The sequence below is a fragment of the Streptomyces similanensis genome (assembly GCF_039543625.1).
Classification (GTDB): Bacteria; Actinomycetota; Actinomycetes; order Streptomycetales; family Streptomycetaceae; genus Streptomyces; species Streptomyces similanensis.
Window position 1 is genome coordinate 208,995 of record NZ_BAABKC010000112.1, and the last position, 17,045, is coordinate 226,039.

Genomic DNA, 17,045 nt, shown 5'->3' on the forward strand with positions numbered 1-17,045 from the left:
TGGGACGGTGGTGGCTCACGCCGGGCGGGGCGCGCGCGGACGGCGGTGGTGCTGCGGCGGATGCGTCAGACGCCGTTCCAGCAACTGGGCGGCGCGGCGCAGCGCGTCGAGACGGTCCTCGGGGCCGTCCGGGAAGCGCTCCTTGGCCGCGCCCAGGCTCAGGCTGCCGTAGGGCTCGGCGCCGAGGAAGACGGGCACGGCGACGGTGCCGATCCCGGCGTCGTACTCGCCGACGGTCCAGGCGTACCCCCGCGCGCGCACCTCACGGAACTCGCGCTCCAGCTGGTCGGGGTCGGTGACCGTGCGCTCGGTGAAGCGGGCCATGGGGCGGCCGCGGAACAGCCGGTGGCGCTGGTCGTCGGGCAGGAAGGCGTAGTACGACTTGCTGGTGGCGCCCGCGTGCGCCGGGTACAGCTCGCCGACCAGCGGATAGTAGCGCAGCGGCCCCTCCTCGCCCTCGACTGCGGCCACGCAGCGCATGTGGAAGCTGTCCGGCAGGCAGAACAGCACCGTGTCGCCGGTCACCGCGCGCAGCTCCCGCAGGACCGGTTCCGCCAGCAGCTCCAGGGAGCCCGAGCGCTCCCACAGCCGGCCCAGGCGCAGCGCGGCCGGGCCGATGCGGTAGCGGCGGGTCGCCGGGTCGGAGACCAGGAAGCCGCGGCCCGCGAGCGTGGACAGCAGCCGCTGGGCGACCGAGGTGTCCCAGCCGAACTCGCCGGCCACCTCCGTCACGCCCCAATCGGGCCGCGACCGCTCGAAGGCGAGCAGGACCAGCAGGGCGCGGTCCACGGTCTGCAGGGCTCCGGCCGGGGTCCTGCGGTCGACGGGCTGACCGGACACGGGCCACTCCTCTCACTCACACGTGCAAGCACGCACACCTGCGCGCACGCACACCCGCACTCAATCACGCGCTCGCACACGCACTCAGCCACGCGCTCGCACACGCACTCAGCCGCGCGCTCACGCCTCGCCCGTCTCCGCATCTCGGCATGCAGACGGCAATTGCAGATAGCGGGAAACAGTTGCGGAGAACGTTAACCGCTCCGGAACCTGCTGTCAGCACCGCCCCGGGTGCGGATCAGGAGAACTGCCCATGTTGAAGTACGTCCTGGACCTCGTCGACCTGCTCGACGACCCCGACGTCGACGGCAAGCGCGTCGCCGCCCACCTAGACACCCTCGCGGGCCCCGAGGGCTGCGGCGCCCAGGTCACCACCGTCACCGGCGAGCGCGGCTCGACGGACTTCGTCCTCGTCCGCGTACCCGGCCGCGCCGGCCGGGCCCGCGGCGGCACCGCCCGCACCCTCGGCGTGGTGGGCCGCCTGGGCGGGGTCGGCGCGCGCCCGGAGATGACGGGGCTCGTCTCGGACGCGGACGGCGCGGTCGCCGCGCTGGCCACCGCCGCCAAGCTCCTCGACATGCGCCGCCGGGGCGACGTCCTCGACGGCGACGTGGTCGTCGCCACCCACATCTGCCCGAACGCCCCGACCGCGCCGCACGACCCGGTCCCGTTCATGGACTCACCGGTCGACATCGCCACCATGAACCGGCACGAGGTCACCGCCGACATGGAGGCGGTGCTCTCCATCGACACCACCAAGGGCAACCGGATCATCAACCACAAGGGCCTGGCCCTGTCGCCCACCGTGAAGGAGGGCTGGGTGCTCCGGGTGAGCGAGCAGCTGGGCGAGCTGCTCGCCGTGGTCACCGGTGAGCTGTTGGTCACGTACCCGGTGACCACCCAGGACATCACCCCGTACGGTAACGGTGTACACCACATCAATTCGATCCTGCAGCCGGCCACGGCGACCTCCGCCCCGGTCGTCGGCGTCGCGGTCACCTCCGCGGCGGCCGTGCCCGGATGCCAGACGGGGGCGAGCCACGAGACCGACATCGCGGCGGCGGCCCGGTTCGCCGTGGAGACCGCGAAGGCGTACGGCGGCGGCCGCCTCGACTTCCACGACGAGGCCGAGTTCACCGCGCTCGTCTCCCGCTACGGCTCGCTCGCCCACCTCCAGACGCTCGGCAACGCCTCCAGGGAGTCGTGATCATGGCCACACACGAGAACACGGCCGCGCCCTCGGAGCCGGGCGGCGCCAGAACCGTCGGCAGCGACGACTACGCCCTCTCCCGCGTCCCGCGCGACAAGCGGCTCGGCTTCTGGACCATGCTGCTCCAGTGGCTGGCCCAGTCGGGCTCCATCTCGCAGTTCACCCTCGGCGCCACCATCGGCGTCGGCATGTCCTTCGCCGGCGCGTTCTGGGCCTTCACCCTCGGCGCGGTGATCCTGGAAGTGGTGATCTTCGCGATCGGCCTGGCCGGCATGCGCGAGGGCCTGGCGACCCCGCTGCTGACCCGCTGGGCCGGCTTCGGCCGCAACGGCTCGGCCCTGGTCAGCCTCGTCATCTCGATCAGCCTCGTCGGCTGGTTCGGCGTCCAGAACACGATCTTCGGCGACAGCGTGGCCTCGCTCGTCGGCGGGCCGTCCTGGCTGTGGTGCGTGGTCGCGGGCGCCGCCATCACCGTCCTGGTCATCTTCGGCTTCCGCTACATGGCCGTCTTCGCCAAGATCGTCACCCCGCTGTTCTTCGCGATGGTGGCCTGGTCGGTCACCGACGCCCTGAGCGAGCACTCGCTGTCCGAGCTGATCCACTCACCGGCCCCCGGCCAGGCGATCCCGCTCTCCGTCGCCGCCACCGCCATCGCGGGCGGCTACATGACCGGCGCCATCGTCTCCCCGGAGATGACCCGCTACAACCGCAAGGGCAGCCACGTCTTCCTGCAGAGCGCCTCGTCGATGATCCTGTCGGAGTACATCGTCGGCCTGACCGGCGTCCTGCTCGGGCACATGGTCGGCAACGGCCAGGTCTCCCAGATCGTGCTCTCCACCTCCGGCGTCTTCGGCGTGCTCGTCGTCCTGATGTCCACGGCGAAGATCAACGACTGGAACCTGTACGGCTCCTCGCTCGGCGTCGTCAACTTCTTCCAGGTCGTCTTCGCCAAGCGCCTGCACCGCGGCGCGGTCACCATCGTCCTCGGCATCGCCGGCACCGTGCTGTCCGCCGTCGGCATCATGACCCACTTCACCGACTTCCTGTCCGTGCTCGGCGTCGCCATCCCGCCGGTGGGCGGCATCATCGTCGCCGAGTACTGGGTCGTCCGCCGCATGCGCGCCCCGCTCGACGCCACCCGCGACGCCGGCACCCTGCCCGCCACCTCACCGACCTGGGTCCCGATGTCCCTGGTCATCTGGGCCGCCGCGTTCTGCGTCGGCAAGTTCTACGACGGCGGCATCCCCGCCCTGAACTCCCTGCTCACCGCCTTCGTCCTCTACGCCGTCCTCGGCCTCGCCGGCTGGATCAGGCCGTACGGCACCACCACCGTCGAGGACCACCCCGGCATCGCCGGCACCACGACCCCGGCCGCCTCCGGCACGGCCCCCGTAGGAGCACCATGACCAGCACCGCCCCCGCCCTCGTCCCGGCCTCCGAGGAGGCGCAGAGGGAAGTCGTCGAGCTGTGCGCGGAGCTGATCCGCTTCGACACCTCCAACCCGACCAGCGACGAACGGGCCTGCGCCGACTGGGTCGTGGCCCGGCTCGCCGAGGCGGGCATCGCCTCCGAACTGGTGGAGAGCGCCCCGGGCCGCGCCAACGTCATCGCCCGCATCCCCGGCGCCGACCCGGCCCGCGGCGCCCTCCTCGTCCACGGCCACCTGGACGTCGTACCCGCCGACGCCGCCGAATGGCGGGTCCCGCCGTTCTCCGGCGAGATACGCGACGGCTACCTGTGGGGCCGCGGCGCCATCGACATGAAGGACACGGTGGCCGTCATGCTGGCCACCGCCCGGCACTTCGCCCGCACCGGCGCCCGACCCGCCCGCGAGATCGTCCTCGCCTTCCTCGCCGACGAGGAGGCGGGCGGCAGGTTCGGCGCCCACTGGCTGGTCGAGCACCGGCCCGAGCTGTTCGCCGGGGTCACCGAGGCGATCGGGGAGGGCGGCGGATTCAGCTACGCCCTCGACGACACCCGCCGCCTCTACCCGATCGAGAACGCCCAGCGCGGCATGGCCTGGATGGAGCTGACGGCCACCGGACGCGCCGGGCACGGCTCGTCCCCGAACAGCGAGAACGCCGTCACCGACCTCGCCGAGTCCCTCACCCGCATCGGCCGCCACACCTTCCCCGTCCGGCTGATCGCCCCGGTACGCGCCGTGCTGGAGGAGGCCGCCCGGCTCCAGGGCGTCGACGTCGACCTGGACGCCGAGGACGCCGAGACCCTGGAGGCGGAGCTGGCCAAACTCGGCCATGTCGCCGACTTCCTCCAGGTGGTGCTGCGCAACTCGGCCAACCCGACCATGTTCTCGGCCGGTTACCAGACCAACGTGATTCCGGGCCGGGCCACCGCACGCGTCGACGGCCGCTTCCTGCCGGGCCACGAGCAGGAGCTGATCGACACCGTCGACGCGCTGCTGCTGCCCTCGGTCTCCCGCGCGTGGGTCAACCACGACATCGCGATGGAGACGTCCTTCGACGGCCCGCTCGTGGACGCCATGTGCGACGCCGTACGCGCCGAGGACCCCGACGGCCACCCCGTGCCGTACTGCAACCCCGGCGGCACCGACGCCAAGGCGTTCACCAAGCTGGACATCCGCTGCTTCGGCTTCAAGGGCCTCAAACTGCCCCACGACCTCGACTACGGCCGCCTGTTCCACGGCGTGGACGAGCGGGTGCCGCTGGAGGGACTGCGCTTCGGCGTACGGGTCATGACCCGGCTCTGGCACGACTGCTGACCGCCGCGCCCGCGCGTCCCCCCAGCGGGGGACGCGCGGGCGCGGGCCGGCGCGGGTGAGATGTCCGCGCCGCGTGGTCCCACGAAGGCCGGTGCGATCACTCAGCGAATCCCGCTGGACGGGCCTGCGCGCGGTATCGAGAATCAGCGCATGGACGTTCCCGCGCTGCTCGAATCAGCCTCCCTGCTGGTCTCGGACGAGGAGGCCGCCGAGAACGCCATCACGGTGTCGGACATCTGGGACTACCTCGTCCGCGACGAGTGGGAGATCGCCCTGAGTCTGCTGGAGGACCTCGGGGACGGTCGCTCGATTCCGCTGGATCTGTGGGAGAAGCTCGCCGAAGCGGCTGAGCAGCTCCGGATGGAGCGCAGTGCGGCCTGGTGCCACTGGCGGTGCTTGGAGATCCGCCACGGCGTGATCCGGGCACAGCTGACGCTCCGGTCCGCCGGCGAGGGCCGGCGTACGACACCCTTCTCCGGCGCCGGTGTTCTGCGACCGATGTGGGACATCGGGCACCTCTCGCCCACCGGCGCACGTGCGGTCAGCATCGCCGCGCTCTGGGTGGAGAACACGCCCGTGCTGGAGCCCGGTGGGCAGGCCACGGTGCGCCTCCTGCCCCTCACCCCCTCCGACTGGACACACGTCCGGCCCGGCCGGCGGATCACCATGCACGAGAATCGGACCGTGGCCGGGACCGCGGTGGTGCTGGAGGTGCGTCGCCCCGCAGCCGTGCCCGGAGGATGACTCGCCGGCCGCTCACGGCAAGGCCGGCCGCGGCCGCCCTGCCGCTCGCCCCGGCCGCGACCGGAGTCGAAGTGCGGCTCAGGGCCTACCGGAAGCCGAGGTGCGGCTCGGCGCCGGCCGCCGCACAGCTGGCGGCCCACAGGCCCGCGGCGGTGACCGGATCGGCCATGTGAGCGGGGACGGGCTCCCGGCGCGGCATCCCCCGCAGCCCGAAGACGCGCGGCCCCCACAGCTGTCCTCCCCGCACCCGCGCGTCGAGCACGGCACGGACGACGGGCCAGGCTCCGGCCTCCTTGCCCTGCACCAGGAGCGCGGCGGGCAAGGAAGACAGCCGCCGGCCGGGAGTGGTCGCGCACACCGGCGGGCGGGAGGGGGTGAGCGAGTCCAGTGCGCCGCCGGGGTGGGCCACCACACTGAGCACCGTGCTGCCGGCGGCGCGCAGACGGCGGTCGAGTGCGAAGCCGAAGGACATCTGCGCCAGCTTCGAGCGGCCGTAGGCGCGCTTGGGCCGGTAGTCCCGGGTGGACTCCAGGTCGCCGAGGTCCAGTCGTTCGGACCGCGCCGCGAAGCTGCCCACCGTCACGACGCGGCCCGCCGGGGCCGCCGACAGCAGCGGGGCCAGCCACTGGGTCAGCGCGAAGTGGCCGAGGTGGTTGGTGCCGAACATCAGCTCGTGGCCGTCCGCGGTCTCCCGGCGCGGCGGGTCGTCGAGCGCGACGCCCGCGTTGTGGACCACCGCGTCGAGACGATCGACGTCCAGCCGGTCCACGGCGCTCTTCAGGGACGCCAGGTCGGCGAGGTCCAGGAGAAGGTGCCGCACCTGTGCGCCGGGGACGCGCGAGCGGATCGAGGCCATCGCGGCGTCTGCCTTCGCGCGGTCCCGGCTGCCCAGGACGACGACGGCGCCGGTGGTGGCGAGCTGCTCCGTGACGAAGTAGCCGATCCCGGCGTTGCCTCCGGTGACCAGGAAGACGCGGCCCTCGGCGGACGGCAGCCGGTGAACGTCCCACGGTCGGCTCTGGATGACGGAAGACACGATGACCGGCTCCTTGCGCTCGGCGGCAGTGTGCTCATGAAGAGCACCGACCCGCCCAACGTCGCACCGCCCACCGACATATCACCGACAGATCACGCCGACCGCCGACAGCCCCCCGACACGGCGGCCTGCGGTACGGCGCGTGTCCGGTCGCCGGACACGCGCGGACCGGGGAACTCGGCGACGTCCCCAAGGGCAGGGGCGTCGAAACCGGCCCGGCCCGCCTCGGGAGGCGCGGTTCAGGAAGCGTCCTCGCGCGACGCAGCGATGAGGCGGTCCAGGTCCCCGCGCGCCGAGTACGTACGGATCCACTGCTCCAACAGCGCACGCCTGCTGGGGGAGCGGGGCGTCACCCGAAGGTCGAGCAGGACGCCGGCTTGCCCGAGCGGTAGCCCGTCGTGAACCAGCGCTTGCGCTCCGCCGACGACCCATGGGTCCAGGTGTCGGGGTCGACACGGCCCTGGGAGCCCTGCTGGATCCGGTCGTCACCCACCGCGGCCGCGGCGTCGAGGGCGTCGTCGATGTCGGCCGGGGTCACCTTGTCCAGGAGCGGGCGGCCCGTCTTCTCGTCGGGCGTGGAATCGGCGTGACGGGCCCACACACCCGCGTAGCAGTCCGCCTGGAGTTCCAGCTTCACCGACGCGCTGTCCGCGCCCCGGCGGTCGTCGCCGACCTTGTCCATCGTGCCGAGCAGGTCCTGGACGTGGTGCCCGTACTCGTGGGCGACGACATACGCCTGCGCGAAGGGGCCGCCCTTCGCGCCGAAGCGGGAGCTGAGCTCACGGAAGAAGCCGACGTCGAGGTAGACCTCCTTGTCGCCGGGGCAGTAGAACGGCCCTACGTCGCTGTCGGCGGTCCCGCACGCGCTCTGGGTGCGGGACGTGAACAGCACGGTCTTCGCGGGCTGGTACGTGCGGTTCTCGGCCTTGAACTCGGACGTCCAGTACTCCTGCACGCTGTTGACGACGCCGACGACCCGGCAGTCCGTACGCGCGTCGGCGTCCGCGCCCGAGCGGCAGTCGCCGCGCACGTCCTGCGAGCCGGACGCCGCGGGACCCGCCGGGCTGCCGCCGTCACCGCCGCCGGTCACGTCGATGCCGAAGAACAGCGCGATCAGCAGCCCGACGACACCGACCGCACCGCCGCCCACTGCCAGGCCGCCGCGGCTCATGCCGCGCCGGTCGTCCACCTGTGAGCTGTCCAGCTCCGCGTCGTCATCGAAGTCCATCCGCCGCCACCTGCCCTCTTCCGTCCCCTCCGGTCGAACACCGGATGCCCCGGCACGGCGGTTTCATCGGTCATCCGCCGCTCCGGTCGTACACCAGACGGACGCCTGTCATGCCAGTGCCTGCCGGCCACGGGTGCGCCGCGTTCCCGCGGCGCGGTGGTCCGATGCGGGCGACACGGACGTCCGGGAGTAACCTCTGCTGCTGAAGGACTGTTTGATCGCCTTCGCACGGGACATCGAATGTAAGGCTGCTTCACGGCCGGCCCTGCCGCTGTCGTGCGGGGGCTGTTTCTCTGTCGGTGGAGTGAGTGAAGGTATGCGGATGCGTGAAGTTCAGACGGAACGGCGTGTGGAGACGGTCGGACGACCGCCGGTGACAGCCGCGCCGCAGTGGCAGAACCTGTTCCTGGCACCCGCTTATCGCGGCGACATGGCCGCGGACCTCGACGTGGACATCGACGCGGACTGGGAAGAGGAGACGGCCGCCCCCGCAGCGCTGCGCAGGCGTCGAGGCCGCCGCCCCGCCCACCCCGCCGGCTGAGACCGGATGGCACGAACGGCGCGACGCCGGCACCTCCTGCCCGAGTCGAAGCTCAACTCCCGGGCGGGCCATCCGGACCGGACCGCTCGGCCGGCCGGTGTCAGCGGGCCGCCGCACCGCCCTTGAGTACAGCGAGCGCGGCGTCGCCGTAAGCGCGGCCCCGGGCGGTAGCGCCGTCGGCCTCCCGGCGGCCCCGTGAGGCCCCGAGTTCGCCGCGCCCGATACGGCGCGGCCACGCGTCTCGACGTGCGCCCCCGGCGTCGCCGGGTGCGCCGGTGCTACATCCGGTCGTAGATGCCGGCGGCCTTGCCGAGGACCCGGATCGCGGCCTGCAGTTCTTCGGGCGGGACGTCAGCCATCGCCTGCTGCCACCGCTTCCGCCACCGCTCCCTGGCCTCCTCGGTCAACTCGCGTCCGCGGTCGGTCAGGACGACCTGGATCGCGCGGCGGTCGACGGGGCTGCGGTCGCGCCGGATCAGTCCCTTGGCTTCCAGGGTGTCCAGCAGCCCCGTCATGGTGGCCGGGGTCACGTCGGCGTACTCGGCGAGCCGGCGTGCGGTGGCCTGGCCCGCGTCGGCCAGACCGTCCAGCGCGCGCAACTGGGTTCCGGACAGGCCGTCGCCACTCGCCTGCTCACGGCCGCGCTTGCGCCGGAAGGCGGCGAAGAGATCCGCGACCGCCTGTTCCAGCTGTTCCACCTCACGTGTCATGTATGGAGCCTAACCGTACGGCCCCTAATCATGTTGACGTCATTGATACGCCTCCATATTGTATGGCTCCTAACTACTTCGTCTCCGTCTGAAACACCCGACGATCGGAGCCTCAGCCCATGACCCGCTTCACGGATCTCCTCCAGCCCGCGGCCGGCACCGCCCTGATGAGCCGGTGGCTCACCGGAACCGCCGCACGCTCACGCGCCGCTGCGGCAGCGGTGAGCGAGGAATGGGCCGCCGCTCCGTCACCTCCCAGCCGCCTGTCCCAGCACGTCCTTCTGTCCCTGGACGGCACCGGCCTGCTCTTCTACGCACAGTGGACCAGCGACGACGCCCATCTGACCTGGGCGCGAGCCCACCGCGACGACGTGGTCAGCCGCGTGGACACCCTCGTCCCCGCCATCCAGCGCCCCGGCCTCCACCGCACCCGCCTCGCGCGCAGCGTCATCCATGACCCGGACCGTCCCGCCGAGGTGTTCACCGTGACCCCTCTGGCCGCGCACGACATCGATGCCGCCCTCACACCGCGACCCGGCCTCCTCGCCACCCACGTCCACCTGACGCCCGACCGGCGACGCGCGCACCTCGTCCGTGAGTGGGCCGACACCACCTCCCCCGACGACAACACCCGCATCGGCGGACACGACACCGGGCCCTACACACTCCTCCACGCGCTCGTCGACCGGACCCGCTGAGAACGTTCCCGTACAGAGGGGGTGGAGGCGTTCACGGGCCTTCCCTGCCGTCGGCGAGACGGCGACGCCACCAGAGGTCGGAGCGCCACTGACGTCGATCGGCGAACGGATCCGGCAAAGTGCGCTGGAGGTACGCGGCGTCCAGGCGAGCCACCCGACGCCTCAGTTCCTCGCGCGCACGGGCCGGCAGTTGCCGCAGAACCTCGTCGAGGACGTCCCGCGCGTGCCGCACGTCGTCGAAGGAACAACCACGGCACGAGCACTCGGCGTCCTGGGGATACAGGGGGCGGCGTCCTGGCGACTGCGCAAAGGCTCGGTACCGTCGCAACGCCCGGTCCGTGGCACCGGGGTAGACGTAGTAGTCGGTCGAGAGCCGCTCCACTCGATGGACCGCCAGGCTGGCGCGGGGTGAAAGCCAGGGGATCCGGCCTGGTGGCGGATCGCCCCAGGCACGCGGGCCATGTCGTCGGTCGGCGCGGAGCCTGCCGGGCCGTCTACGCGGCATCGGCCTTTCGGTATGCGGTCATGACGCCATCATGCCAGCAACCCGCCATGACCGTACGCGTACTGACACACCCTCGTGACCGGATACGGCACGGCGGCCCGTGGTGGCCTCGTGCTCTCTCGAACACGGTCCTGTGGCTTCCCTCGACTGCGGGGCTTCCGGCGGACCGGCTCGTCGGCGCTCCGCCGCGGACGGCAGCGAGCCAGGAGCGGTTCATCCGGCGGGGTGCGGCATTCCTCACGGGATGCCATCGGTTGTCCGACCCGGGAATCGGTCGATGATCACATAGCATCCAGGTCGAATTGATCAACTGCCGCGGTCACCCCTCCAGCTGGAGACTTCTCCGCACCTCGACCAAGGGTGTCCGCGCAAGGGGGAGGAAGCACTCAAGATGACGTCATCCATTCTTCGCCGACGTGCCGCGGGAGCCGCGGTCACCGTGCTCCTGGTCGGCGCCGGCGCCCTGGCGACCGCGCCGTCCGCGGCGGCCAAGGCCAACCTGCTCTCCATCGGCAAGGTGTCGCGGAGCAGCGGCGGCCTGCAGGTGAAGGTCACCTACTCCTGCGACGTCGGCATGGACCACGAACTCGTGGCCAACGCGACGACGCTCAACCACAGCTCTCACGACCAGTCCATCGCCGCGGGCACCGTCAAGAAGGACCATCTGGTCTGCGACTACAAGAACCATGCCGCACTGGTGACCATGCGCCCGGCCGCAAGCGCGCACTTCGACAAGGGGGACAAGGTCAAGGTCACCGTCTTCTACTTCGACAACGACGGGTTCAGGTACGGCGACGCGGAGGTGGTCGCCGCCCTGTAGGGCGACCCTTCGCCCGGACGTACGGCGAGTGGCCGCGGAGCCGGACCCCGTGCGCGGCCCACCACCTGACGCCGCCCTCGGACCACGGAGGACCGCCCATCCCGCGAGGCCCTTACGCCCCGGGAACGGCGCCTCCCCGGCCCACTCCAGCCCACTCGGTCACCTGGCCGGCGGCGATCCGCCGCCGGCCAGGCCCGCTCCAGTGCGCCCGCGGTGAAGTCCGCGCCGTCGACGGTGTGTCCGAGCGAGTGCTCGGACCAGTCGGCCCGGGTGTCTGCCACCGCTCGCTCCTCGTTCATGAACGGCGGGGTGGCGGTGCGGTGTCAGGCAGGCCGACGGGGCCGTACAGGGCGGCCGGCTGCTTGGTCCGCATCGCCCAGTACCGGTCGCCGAACGACCAGTGCCACCACTCGGTCCCGTAGTTGATCAGGCCTGCGGAGTCCAGCGCGCGGCGCAGCGTGGCCCGGTTCGTGCGGGCCCGGTCGCTGAGGCCGGGCGCTTCGGTGTAGCAGGCGCCGTCGGACTCCTCCGGGGAGGCGTTGACGTCAGTGCCCATGTCCAGCTCGCGGCCGCGGTGGTCGATCAGTGTCAGGTCGACGGCCGCGCCGGCGGAGTGCGGCGCGATCTCCGGAGGCGAGACGAAGCGGCTGGCGGCGTCCCGCAACTCGGCGGCCTGCCAGTGCGGGTGGACGCGGGCGAGCCGGTCGGAGTACTCCTCGAAGTACCTCCGCTGCAGGGCCGGCGGCCGGAAGCCTTCCACGAAGAGCAACGACGTGCCGGCGGGCAGCAGCGACCGGGCGTGCAGCAGGCGGGGAAGGAGCCCTCGCCGGACATGGGCCCAGGCTCCGGTCCCGTCACGTTTGCGGTCGTCGACCGTCAGGCCGTGCGCGCGGACGTCGACGAGAACCTCGCCGCAGTCCCGCACGGGTATCGCGGCCACCCGCGGGTCGGACATCAACACGACGCTGCTGCTCATGCGTTCCCCTCGTCCCAGATACCAGATACCAGATACCAGATGCCGCCCTAGGCGCCCCGGGCCCACGGCACACGGCTCTTGCCGCGCGCCTACGACGTGTCCGTCCGCGCGATGATCCGACCGACCGACCGACCGACCGACCGGCCGGCCGGCCGACCGCTCCGCGAACGCGACGACCGCGGCCACGGGGTGATCGGCTCATGCCCGGCCGGTCACGTCCGGCACGATGCGCAGACGGTCGGCGCCCGGGGCGAAGGCGATCGAGTCGCCGGGCTCCTGGAAGTGCACGGCCAGCCGCGCGCCGGCCCGGTAGGCGTCCAGCCCGGCCCGGCAGTACGCGACCATCGGCTCCGGCAGGGCGTCGATCGGGAACCAGCCGATGGCGTCGCACACCTGGGGCTCCCTGACCTGTGGGGCGCCGTGCCAGCGCCGCACCTCGAAGAAGACGCCGAGGCGCGCCCCGCCGGCGGGGGAGCGGTGGTGCACGGTGAGGGCCGCGCGCACCTCGGCCGGGTCGACCACGAGGCCGGTCTCCTCGCGGGTTTCGCGCACCAGCGCCGTGACCACGTCCTCCCACGGGCCGTCGAGATGCCCGGACGGCAGGTGCCAGCACCCGGCGGCGTACACGTCACCGGCCCGCCGGGAGAGCAGCACCTCGGTCCCGGCCGTGCCGTCGCGCACCGCGATCAGGTGGACGTCGAGGGGTTCAGTGTGCCGCTGACCGCCGCTCATCCGTTCCCCGTCGCACCCTGTCACCGTCCCCACCCCAGCTCCGTGTAGACGCGGCCGGCCCGGACGCCCTCGATCGCGGCGCGCGCGTAGGGGACGATCGGCTCGGGCAGCTCCTCGGCGTTCCACCACTGCCAGGCCGCGCACTTGTCCGGCTCCCGCAGGCGGGGCGTGCCCTCCCAGCGGCGGGCCCGGAAGAACAGCTGGATCCGGGGCGGGTCCGCGGGCCGCTCCCGCATGTGCACGGTGTGGACGAGCTCGACGCCGGCCGGGTCGATCACCAGCCCCGCCTCCTCGTACGCCTCCCTCAGCAGGCAGGCGGTCGCGGACTCCGCCTCGCAGTGGCCCGCGAGCACGTGCCAGGACCCTCCCGCGTACGCCGAGTCCGGGTGCCGCAGGCCCAGCAGGACTTGGCCGTCGCGTTCCAGGAGGAGGTGGACGCCGACCACGTTCGGCACGGTCCCGGACGGCGCCGCCGCCGCTGCGGGCCCCGCGGCCGCCGCGGGTGCGGCGGCGACGGGGTGCTCGGCGGCATGCCGCTCCAGGAACGCCCTGGTCGACGGCAGCATCGTCGGCGTCTCGCCTTCGACGTGGGGTGGTTCCAGAGGACGGGCGGTGGGCCTCGTGCCGGCGGGTCGGCCCACCGTCCCGTGCTCGGGCGGCCGGGCGCAGCGGGAGCCGGCCGCGGGCTTCGGCGGGTCGCCGGCTCCACCGCTGCCTCGTTCGACGGGCGTCAACGCGTTCCCCCTTCTGGACGTCATGGTGGTGTCGCCGTGCTCAACGACGCCGCACCGGTTTCGAACACCTGCGCTTTCGGACGGGTCGCGCACCCTGGAATGGAGCGGATTTTCGAAGGTGTGCCATGCACCGACCCTTGCGGGGCAAGAGCACACGTCCGATGGCGTCATGGCCGAAACGCCGATGCTCAGCCAGTACCCGTACCGGCTCGGGCCGGGGCGGGGCGGGGCGGGTTCGTCAGCGGTCGTCGTCCGAGGCGCCGTCGGGACCGGGTGGAGCCGGGCAGCGGCCGGGCGCGGGCTGACCGGCGGGTTCCAGCGCCACACCCGAGACCCGCTCGACCAGCAGGACGAACTCCCTGCGCACGGCCTCGTCTGCGCCCGTCTCGGCGAAGTGGCGCAGGCTCGTCGCGGCCAGTCCGGCGATCTCCGACTCGACGACCGCCCGCGCCCCGGTCCGCTCCATCGCCGCCCGCATCCGCCGTACCGTCTCGTCCGACCGGTCGGGTCCCGCCGCGGTGAGCGCGGCGAGCGCCTCTTCGTCGCCGTCGGCGCGGGCGAGCCGGACACCGGTGGCGAGCAGGTAGGTGAGCTTGCGCGTGCGCAGGTCGTCGTCGGCCGACTTGCCCGTCACCAGCGGGTCGCCGAAGGCGCCGAGGAGGTCGTCGCGGAGCTGGAAGGCCAGTCCCGCGCACCGCCCGGCGCAGCGCAGCGCCGCCAGGACGGGCGCGTCGGCGTCGGCCAGCGACGCGCCCAGCGCCAGCGGACGCTCGACCGTGTACAGGGCGCTCTTGAGCGTGGCGATGGTCAGCGCTTCCTCGACGTCGGTGGTCCCGGACGCCTGCGCCCGGAGATCCCGGTACTGGCCGGCGACCATCTCGCCCCGCATCGCCTCCCACTCACGGTGCAGCCGCTGACCGTACGGCGAGCCGAGTGCGGTCCGGGTCAGCAGATCGTCCGCCCAGGCCAGCGCCAAGTCCCCGGCGAGCACGGCGGCGGCGGTCGCGAACGCCTCCGGGGAGCCGGTGAGCCGCGCGGCCCGGTGCATACGGGCCACGGCCACGTGCATCGCGGGCGAGCCCCGTCGCATCGACGATCCGTCCATGACGTCGTCGTGGATCAGCGCGCAGGCCTGGACGAGTTCGAGTGCGGCGCCCGTACGGATCACCGCCGTGGCGTCGCCCGCGCCCCCCGCGGCACGCCACCCGCACCACGCGAACGCGGTGCGCGAACGCTTCCCGCCCTGTCCGACGAACGCGGCGATCCGGTCGGCGACCTCGCGGGCGAACAGCGCGTCCACCTCGCGGGCCCGGGACAGCGCTTCGCCGAGCACCCGGTCGAGCTCCGTCTCCACGGCGTCGATGGCGTCCCGGGCCGTGAGCGGGCCCTCGGCGGGGCTGATCGGCTCAGTCGGGGCGGGCCGCGATCCCGGCATGCCCGCTCCTTCCCACTCCCGGTCGCCCGCGCGGGCGATCCCCGGCCGCACGGCGGTGTGCGGATGCGGTGATGTCTGCCCGATGTCCGGCCCGTCCCCTGAGGCACTCACCCCATCGGCCGAGGCACTCACGCCATCGGCCGAGGCACTCACCCCATCGGCTCAGTGGTCCGGGCCCCGCCGGTCAGGCGGCTTCCTCGTCCCGAGCCGGTGGCTGCCGGGTCCGGTGCCTGCGGACGGGAACACGTCGCCCCCTCACTTCTCCGCGCCGTGGGCGGCCCTGGTCAGCTCGCGGAGACGCTGCCGCGCCTCCTGGCGGGCGACCTCCTCGGGATGCCGGCTGCGCCAGTACGGATTGTCGTGCGGCAGGCCCCCGGTGACGCGCCCGTACATCCCGAAGGTGAGCACGATCAGTCCCATGACGAAGCTGAACATGACGTTGCTCAGCCTGAAGTCCAGGATGTTCGCGGGCCTGTCCAGGATGAAGATGTGGACGAAGCCGCTCAACAGGAACAGCGCGCCCACCGCCATGTTGAGATCGGAGGCGAAGTTGCCGCCCACGAAACCCCCGAGCACCAGTACGGCGCCCACCACCACGGAGATGACGCTGAGCAGCCCGTTGGTGGACAGCCCCGCGATCGAGGTGCCGTGGGTGTCGAAGGGGCTGAGCCGGTCGGCGAAGCCGAGGCAGCCGAAGGTGATGAGCACCAGGCCGCAGAACGCGGCGCCGTAGCGGTAGACGGTCGACAGATGGTGATCGACGGGCAGCTCGTCCCTCAGTCTCATGATCTGCTCCTCGTCCGGGCAGGCCGGTCAGGACGGCACGGGCCCTCGCGTTCTCCCGACGCGCCCGCGATGACCTCATCGTCGGCGGCGCCGGCTCGGTGCGGCAAGACGCGTCGTTCCCGCGTCGTGTCGGCGCGCCGAGCGGCGTCCGCCGAGCGGAACCGGCCGGTCGGCTCCCGCCGCGCGCAGGGGAGTGCACGGCCGGATACCCACCACCGCGCGGCACCCACTCCGCACCCCGCACTCCGCACCGGTGCGAGCGGGAGAACGGGGTACAAGGCACTCATACCCCTCATAGCCCTCGCACCCCTCACGCCGGAACGGGGCGGGCCCGACCGCGGTCCTCCGAGCGGGGCGACGAGTCCGGCCGGTGACGTGCCGGGCACGTCGACGCACGACGCGGAGGCGACCCCCATGAACCCTCTCCCCAGCCCACGCACCTCCGTACGCGGCCGCCTCGGGCACCTGATCTTCTCGCGGGTGGCGGGGCCGGACGGGCCCGGCCTCCGCGCCCGCATCCACGACACCCCGGGGCCGCGCTGGTTCGGACCCGAACGGCCGGTCCGGCGGGTGCACGGGGACGCGGCCATGTTCATCGGCGGCCTCTCCGCCCTCCTCCTTCAGTCGTTGCACCCCCAGGCCATGGCGGCCGTGGCAGCCCACTCGGGGTTCCGCGGCGACCCGTGGGGCCGGCTCCAGCGCACGAGCGCCTTCCTCGCCGTGACGACCTTCGGGACCTCCGACAGCGCCTACGAAGCCTGCGCCCGGGTGCGAGCCGTCCACGAGCGGGTACGGGGCGCCACCTCGGACGGGCAGCCCTACGCCGCCTCGGACCCGCACCTGCTGGGCTGGGTGCACACCGCCGAGGTCGACAGCTTCCTGCGCGCCCACCAGCTCTACGGCGCCCGCCCGCTGGACGACGAGGGCTGCGACGCCTACGTGGCCGACACGGCTCGCATCGCCCTCGCCCTCGGAGTCCGGCGACCGCCCACCACCCGGGCCGAACTCGCCGAGCGCATGGCTGCCTACCGCGGCGAACTGCGCGTGACCCCCGAGGCGCGCAGCACCGCCCGGTTCCTCCTGCTCCACCCGCCCCTTCCCCTGCTCGCCCGGCCGCCGTACGGGGCGATCGCCGCCGGCGCCGTCGCCCTGCTGCCGACCTGGGCGGCACGAGCGCTGCGGCTGCCCCGCCTCCCGCTCGCCGAGGACCTGTGCGTACGCCCGCTGGGCACCGCCGTCACCGCCGCCATCCGCTGGGCGATGCCCCCGCCTCCCGCAGTCGCGGGGCCGTGAGCCCGCCGCAGGCCGTG

Annotated in this window: 17 protein-coding genes; 8 read left to right on the forward strand and 9 right to left on the reverse strand. The window is 72.8% G+C overall.

Annotated features, from left to right (window positions below; genetic code table 11):
- Window positions 1-15: 15 nt before the first annotated feature.
- A complete protein-coding gene (locus ABEB07_RS32310) occupies window positions 16-840 on the reverse strand; it encodes an IclR family transcriptional regulator (protein ID WP_345671598.1) in 825 nt (274 codons plus the stop codon).
- A 253-nt stretch (window positions 841-1,093) separates the two neighbouring features.
- Between ABEB07_RS32310 and ABEB07_RS32315 the strand changes: the two genes are divergently transcribed.
- From ABEB07_RS32315 to ABEB07_RS32330, 4 genes are all read left to right on the forward strand, one after another.
- Complete coding sequence (locus ABEB07_RS32315; protein ID WP_345671600.1) at window positions 1,094-2,047, forward strand: DUF1177 domain-containing protein; 954 nt, start codon at window positions 1,094-1,096, stop codon at window positions 2,045-2,047.
- Between the two features lie 2 nt (window positions 2,048-2,049).
- On the forward strand, window positions 2,050-3,456 hold the full coding sequence (locus ABEB07_RS32320) for a cytosine permease (protein ID WP_345671601.1): 1,407 nt from the start codon (window positions 2,050-2,052) through the stop codon (window positions 3,454-3,456).
- On the forward strand, window positions 3,453-4,790 hold the full coding sequence (locus tag ABEB07_RS32325; RefSeq protein ID WP_176146744.1) for a M20/M25/M40 family metallo-hydrolase: 1,338 nt from the start codon (window positions 3,453-3,455) through the stop codon (window positions 4,788-4,790). The genes ABEB07_RS32320 and ABEB07_RS32325 overlap by 4 nt, the downstream gene beginning before the upstream one ends.
- A gap of 150 nt (window positions 4,791-4,940) precedes the next feature.
- A complete protein-coding gene (locus tag ABEB07_RS32330) occupies window positions 4,941-5,534 on the forward strand; it encodes a hypothetical protein (RefSeq protein ID WP_345671602.1) in 594 nt (197 codons plus the stop codon).
- A gap of 85 nt (window positions 5,535-5,619) precedes the next feature.
- On the opposite strand, the gene ABEB07_RS32335 is transcribed toward ABEB07_RS32330, so the two are convergent.
- Entirely contained in the window at window positions 5,620-6,570 is a 951-nt protein-coding gene (locus ABEB07_RS32335) for an SDR family NAD(P)-dependent oxidoreductase (protein ID WP_345671603.1), read from the reverse strand.
- Between the two features lie 349 nt (window positions 6,571-6,919).
- Window positions 6,920-7,798 carry a KPN_02809 family neutral zinc metallopeptidase gene (gene ypfJ / locus ABEB07_RS32340; RefSeq protein WP_176146741.1) on the reverse strand — a complete coding sequence of 293 codons (879 nt, stop codon included), beginning with the start codon at window positions 7,796-7,798 and terminating at the stop codon, window positions 6,920-6,922.
- 322 nt (window positions 7,799-8,120) lie between these two features.
- On the opposite strand from ypfJ, the gene ABEB07_RS32345 reads away from it, so the two are divergent.
- The gene (locus tag ABEB07_RS32345) at window positions 8,121-8,339 is read left to right on the forward strand and encodes a hypothetical protein (protein ID WP_164588145.1); all 219 of its coding nucleotides are present in this window, start codon (window positions 8,121-8,123) and stop codon (window positions 8,337-8,339) included.
- A 278-nt stretch (window positions 8,340-8,617) separates the two neighbouring features.
- Here ABEB07_RS32345 and ABEB07_RS32350 read toward each other — a convergent pair whose 3' ends face one another.
- Entirely contained in the window at window positions 8,618-9,049 is a 432-nt protein-coding gene (locus tag ABEB07_RS32350) for a MarR family winged helix-turn-helix transcriptional regulator (RefSeq protein ID WP_164588144.1), read from the reverse strand.
- Between the two features lie 119 nt (window positions 9,050-9,168).
- Here ABEB07_RS32350 and ABEB07_RS32355 point away from each other — a divergent pair, with 119 nt between their 5' ends.
- Both ABEB07_RS32355 and ABEB07_RS32360 read left to right on the forward strand, forming a co-directional pair.
- Window positions 9,169-9,747: a hypothetical protein gene (locus ABEB07_RS32355; RefSeq protein ID WP_345671604.1), complete on the forward strand. Its 579-nt coding sequence runs from the start codon at window positions 9,169-9,171 to the stop codon at window positions 9,745-9,747.
- Window positions 9,748-10,643: 896 nt separating this feature from the next.
- Entirely contained in the window at window positions 10,644-11,072 is a 429-nt protein-coding gene (locus ABEB07_RS32360; protein WP_345671606.1) for a hypothetical protein, read from the forward strand.
- Window positions 11,073-11,367: 295 nt separating this feature from the next.
- On the opposite strand, the gene ABEB07_RS32365 is transcribed toward ABEB07_RS32360, so the two are convergent.
- From ABEB07_RS32365 to ABEB07_RS32385, 5 genes are all read right to left on the reverse strand, one after another.
- Window positions 11,368-12,048 carry a M15 family metallopeptidase gene (locus ABEB07_RS32365; RefSeq protein ID WP_345671607.1) on the reverse strand — a complete coding sequence of 227 codons (681 nt, stop codon included), beginning with the start codon at window positions 12,046-12,048 and terminating at the stop codon, window positions 11,368-11,370.
- A 198-nt stretch (window positions 12,049-12,246) separates the two neighbouring features.
- Window positions 12,247-12,780: an NUDIX hydrolase gene (locus tag ABEB07_RS32370; RefSeq protein ID WP_345671609.1), complete on the reverse strand. Its 534-nt coding sequence runs from the start codon at window positions 12,778-12,780 to the stop codon at window positions 12,247-12,249.
- Window positions 12,781-12,800: 20 nt separating this feature from the next.
- The gene (locus ABEB07_RS32375) at window positions 12,801-13,346 is read right to left on the reverse strand and encodes an NUDIX hydrolase (RefSeq protein ID WP_345671610.1); all 546 of its coding nucleotides are present in this window, start codon (window positions 13,344-13,346) and stop codon (window positions 12,801-12,803) included.
- 406 nt (window positions 13,347-13,752) lie between these two features.
- Window positions 13,753-14,949: a polyprenyl synthetase family protein gene (locus ABEB07_RS32380; protein ID WP_345671611.1), complete on the reverse strand. Its 1,197-nt coding sequence runs from the start codon at window positions 14,947-14,949 to the stop codon at window positions 13,753-13,755.
- Between the two features lie 255 nt (window positions 14,950-15,204).
- Window positions 15,205-15,735, reverse strand: a complete 531-nt coding sequence (locus tag ABEB07_RS32385) for a DUF4383 domain-containing protein (protein ID WP_164588139.1) — start codon at window positions 15,733-15,735, stop codon at window positions 15,205-15,207.
- 414 nt (window positions 15,736-16,149) lie between these two features.
- Between ABEB07_RS32385 and ABEB07_RS32390 the strand changes: the two genes are divergently transcribed.
- Window positions 16,150-17,028 carry an oxygenase MpaB family protein gene (locus ABEB07_RS32390; protein WP_345671612.1) on the forward strand — a complete coding sequence of 293 codons (879 nt, stop codon included), beginning with the start codon at window positions 16,150-16,152 and terminating at the stop codon, window positions 17,026-17,028.
- The last annotated feature ends 17 nt before the right edge of the window (window positions 17,029-17,045 follow it).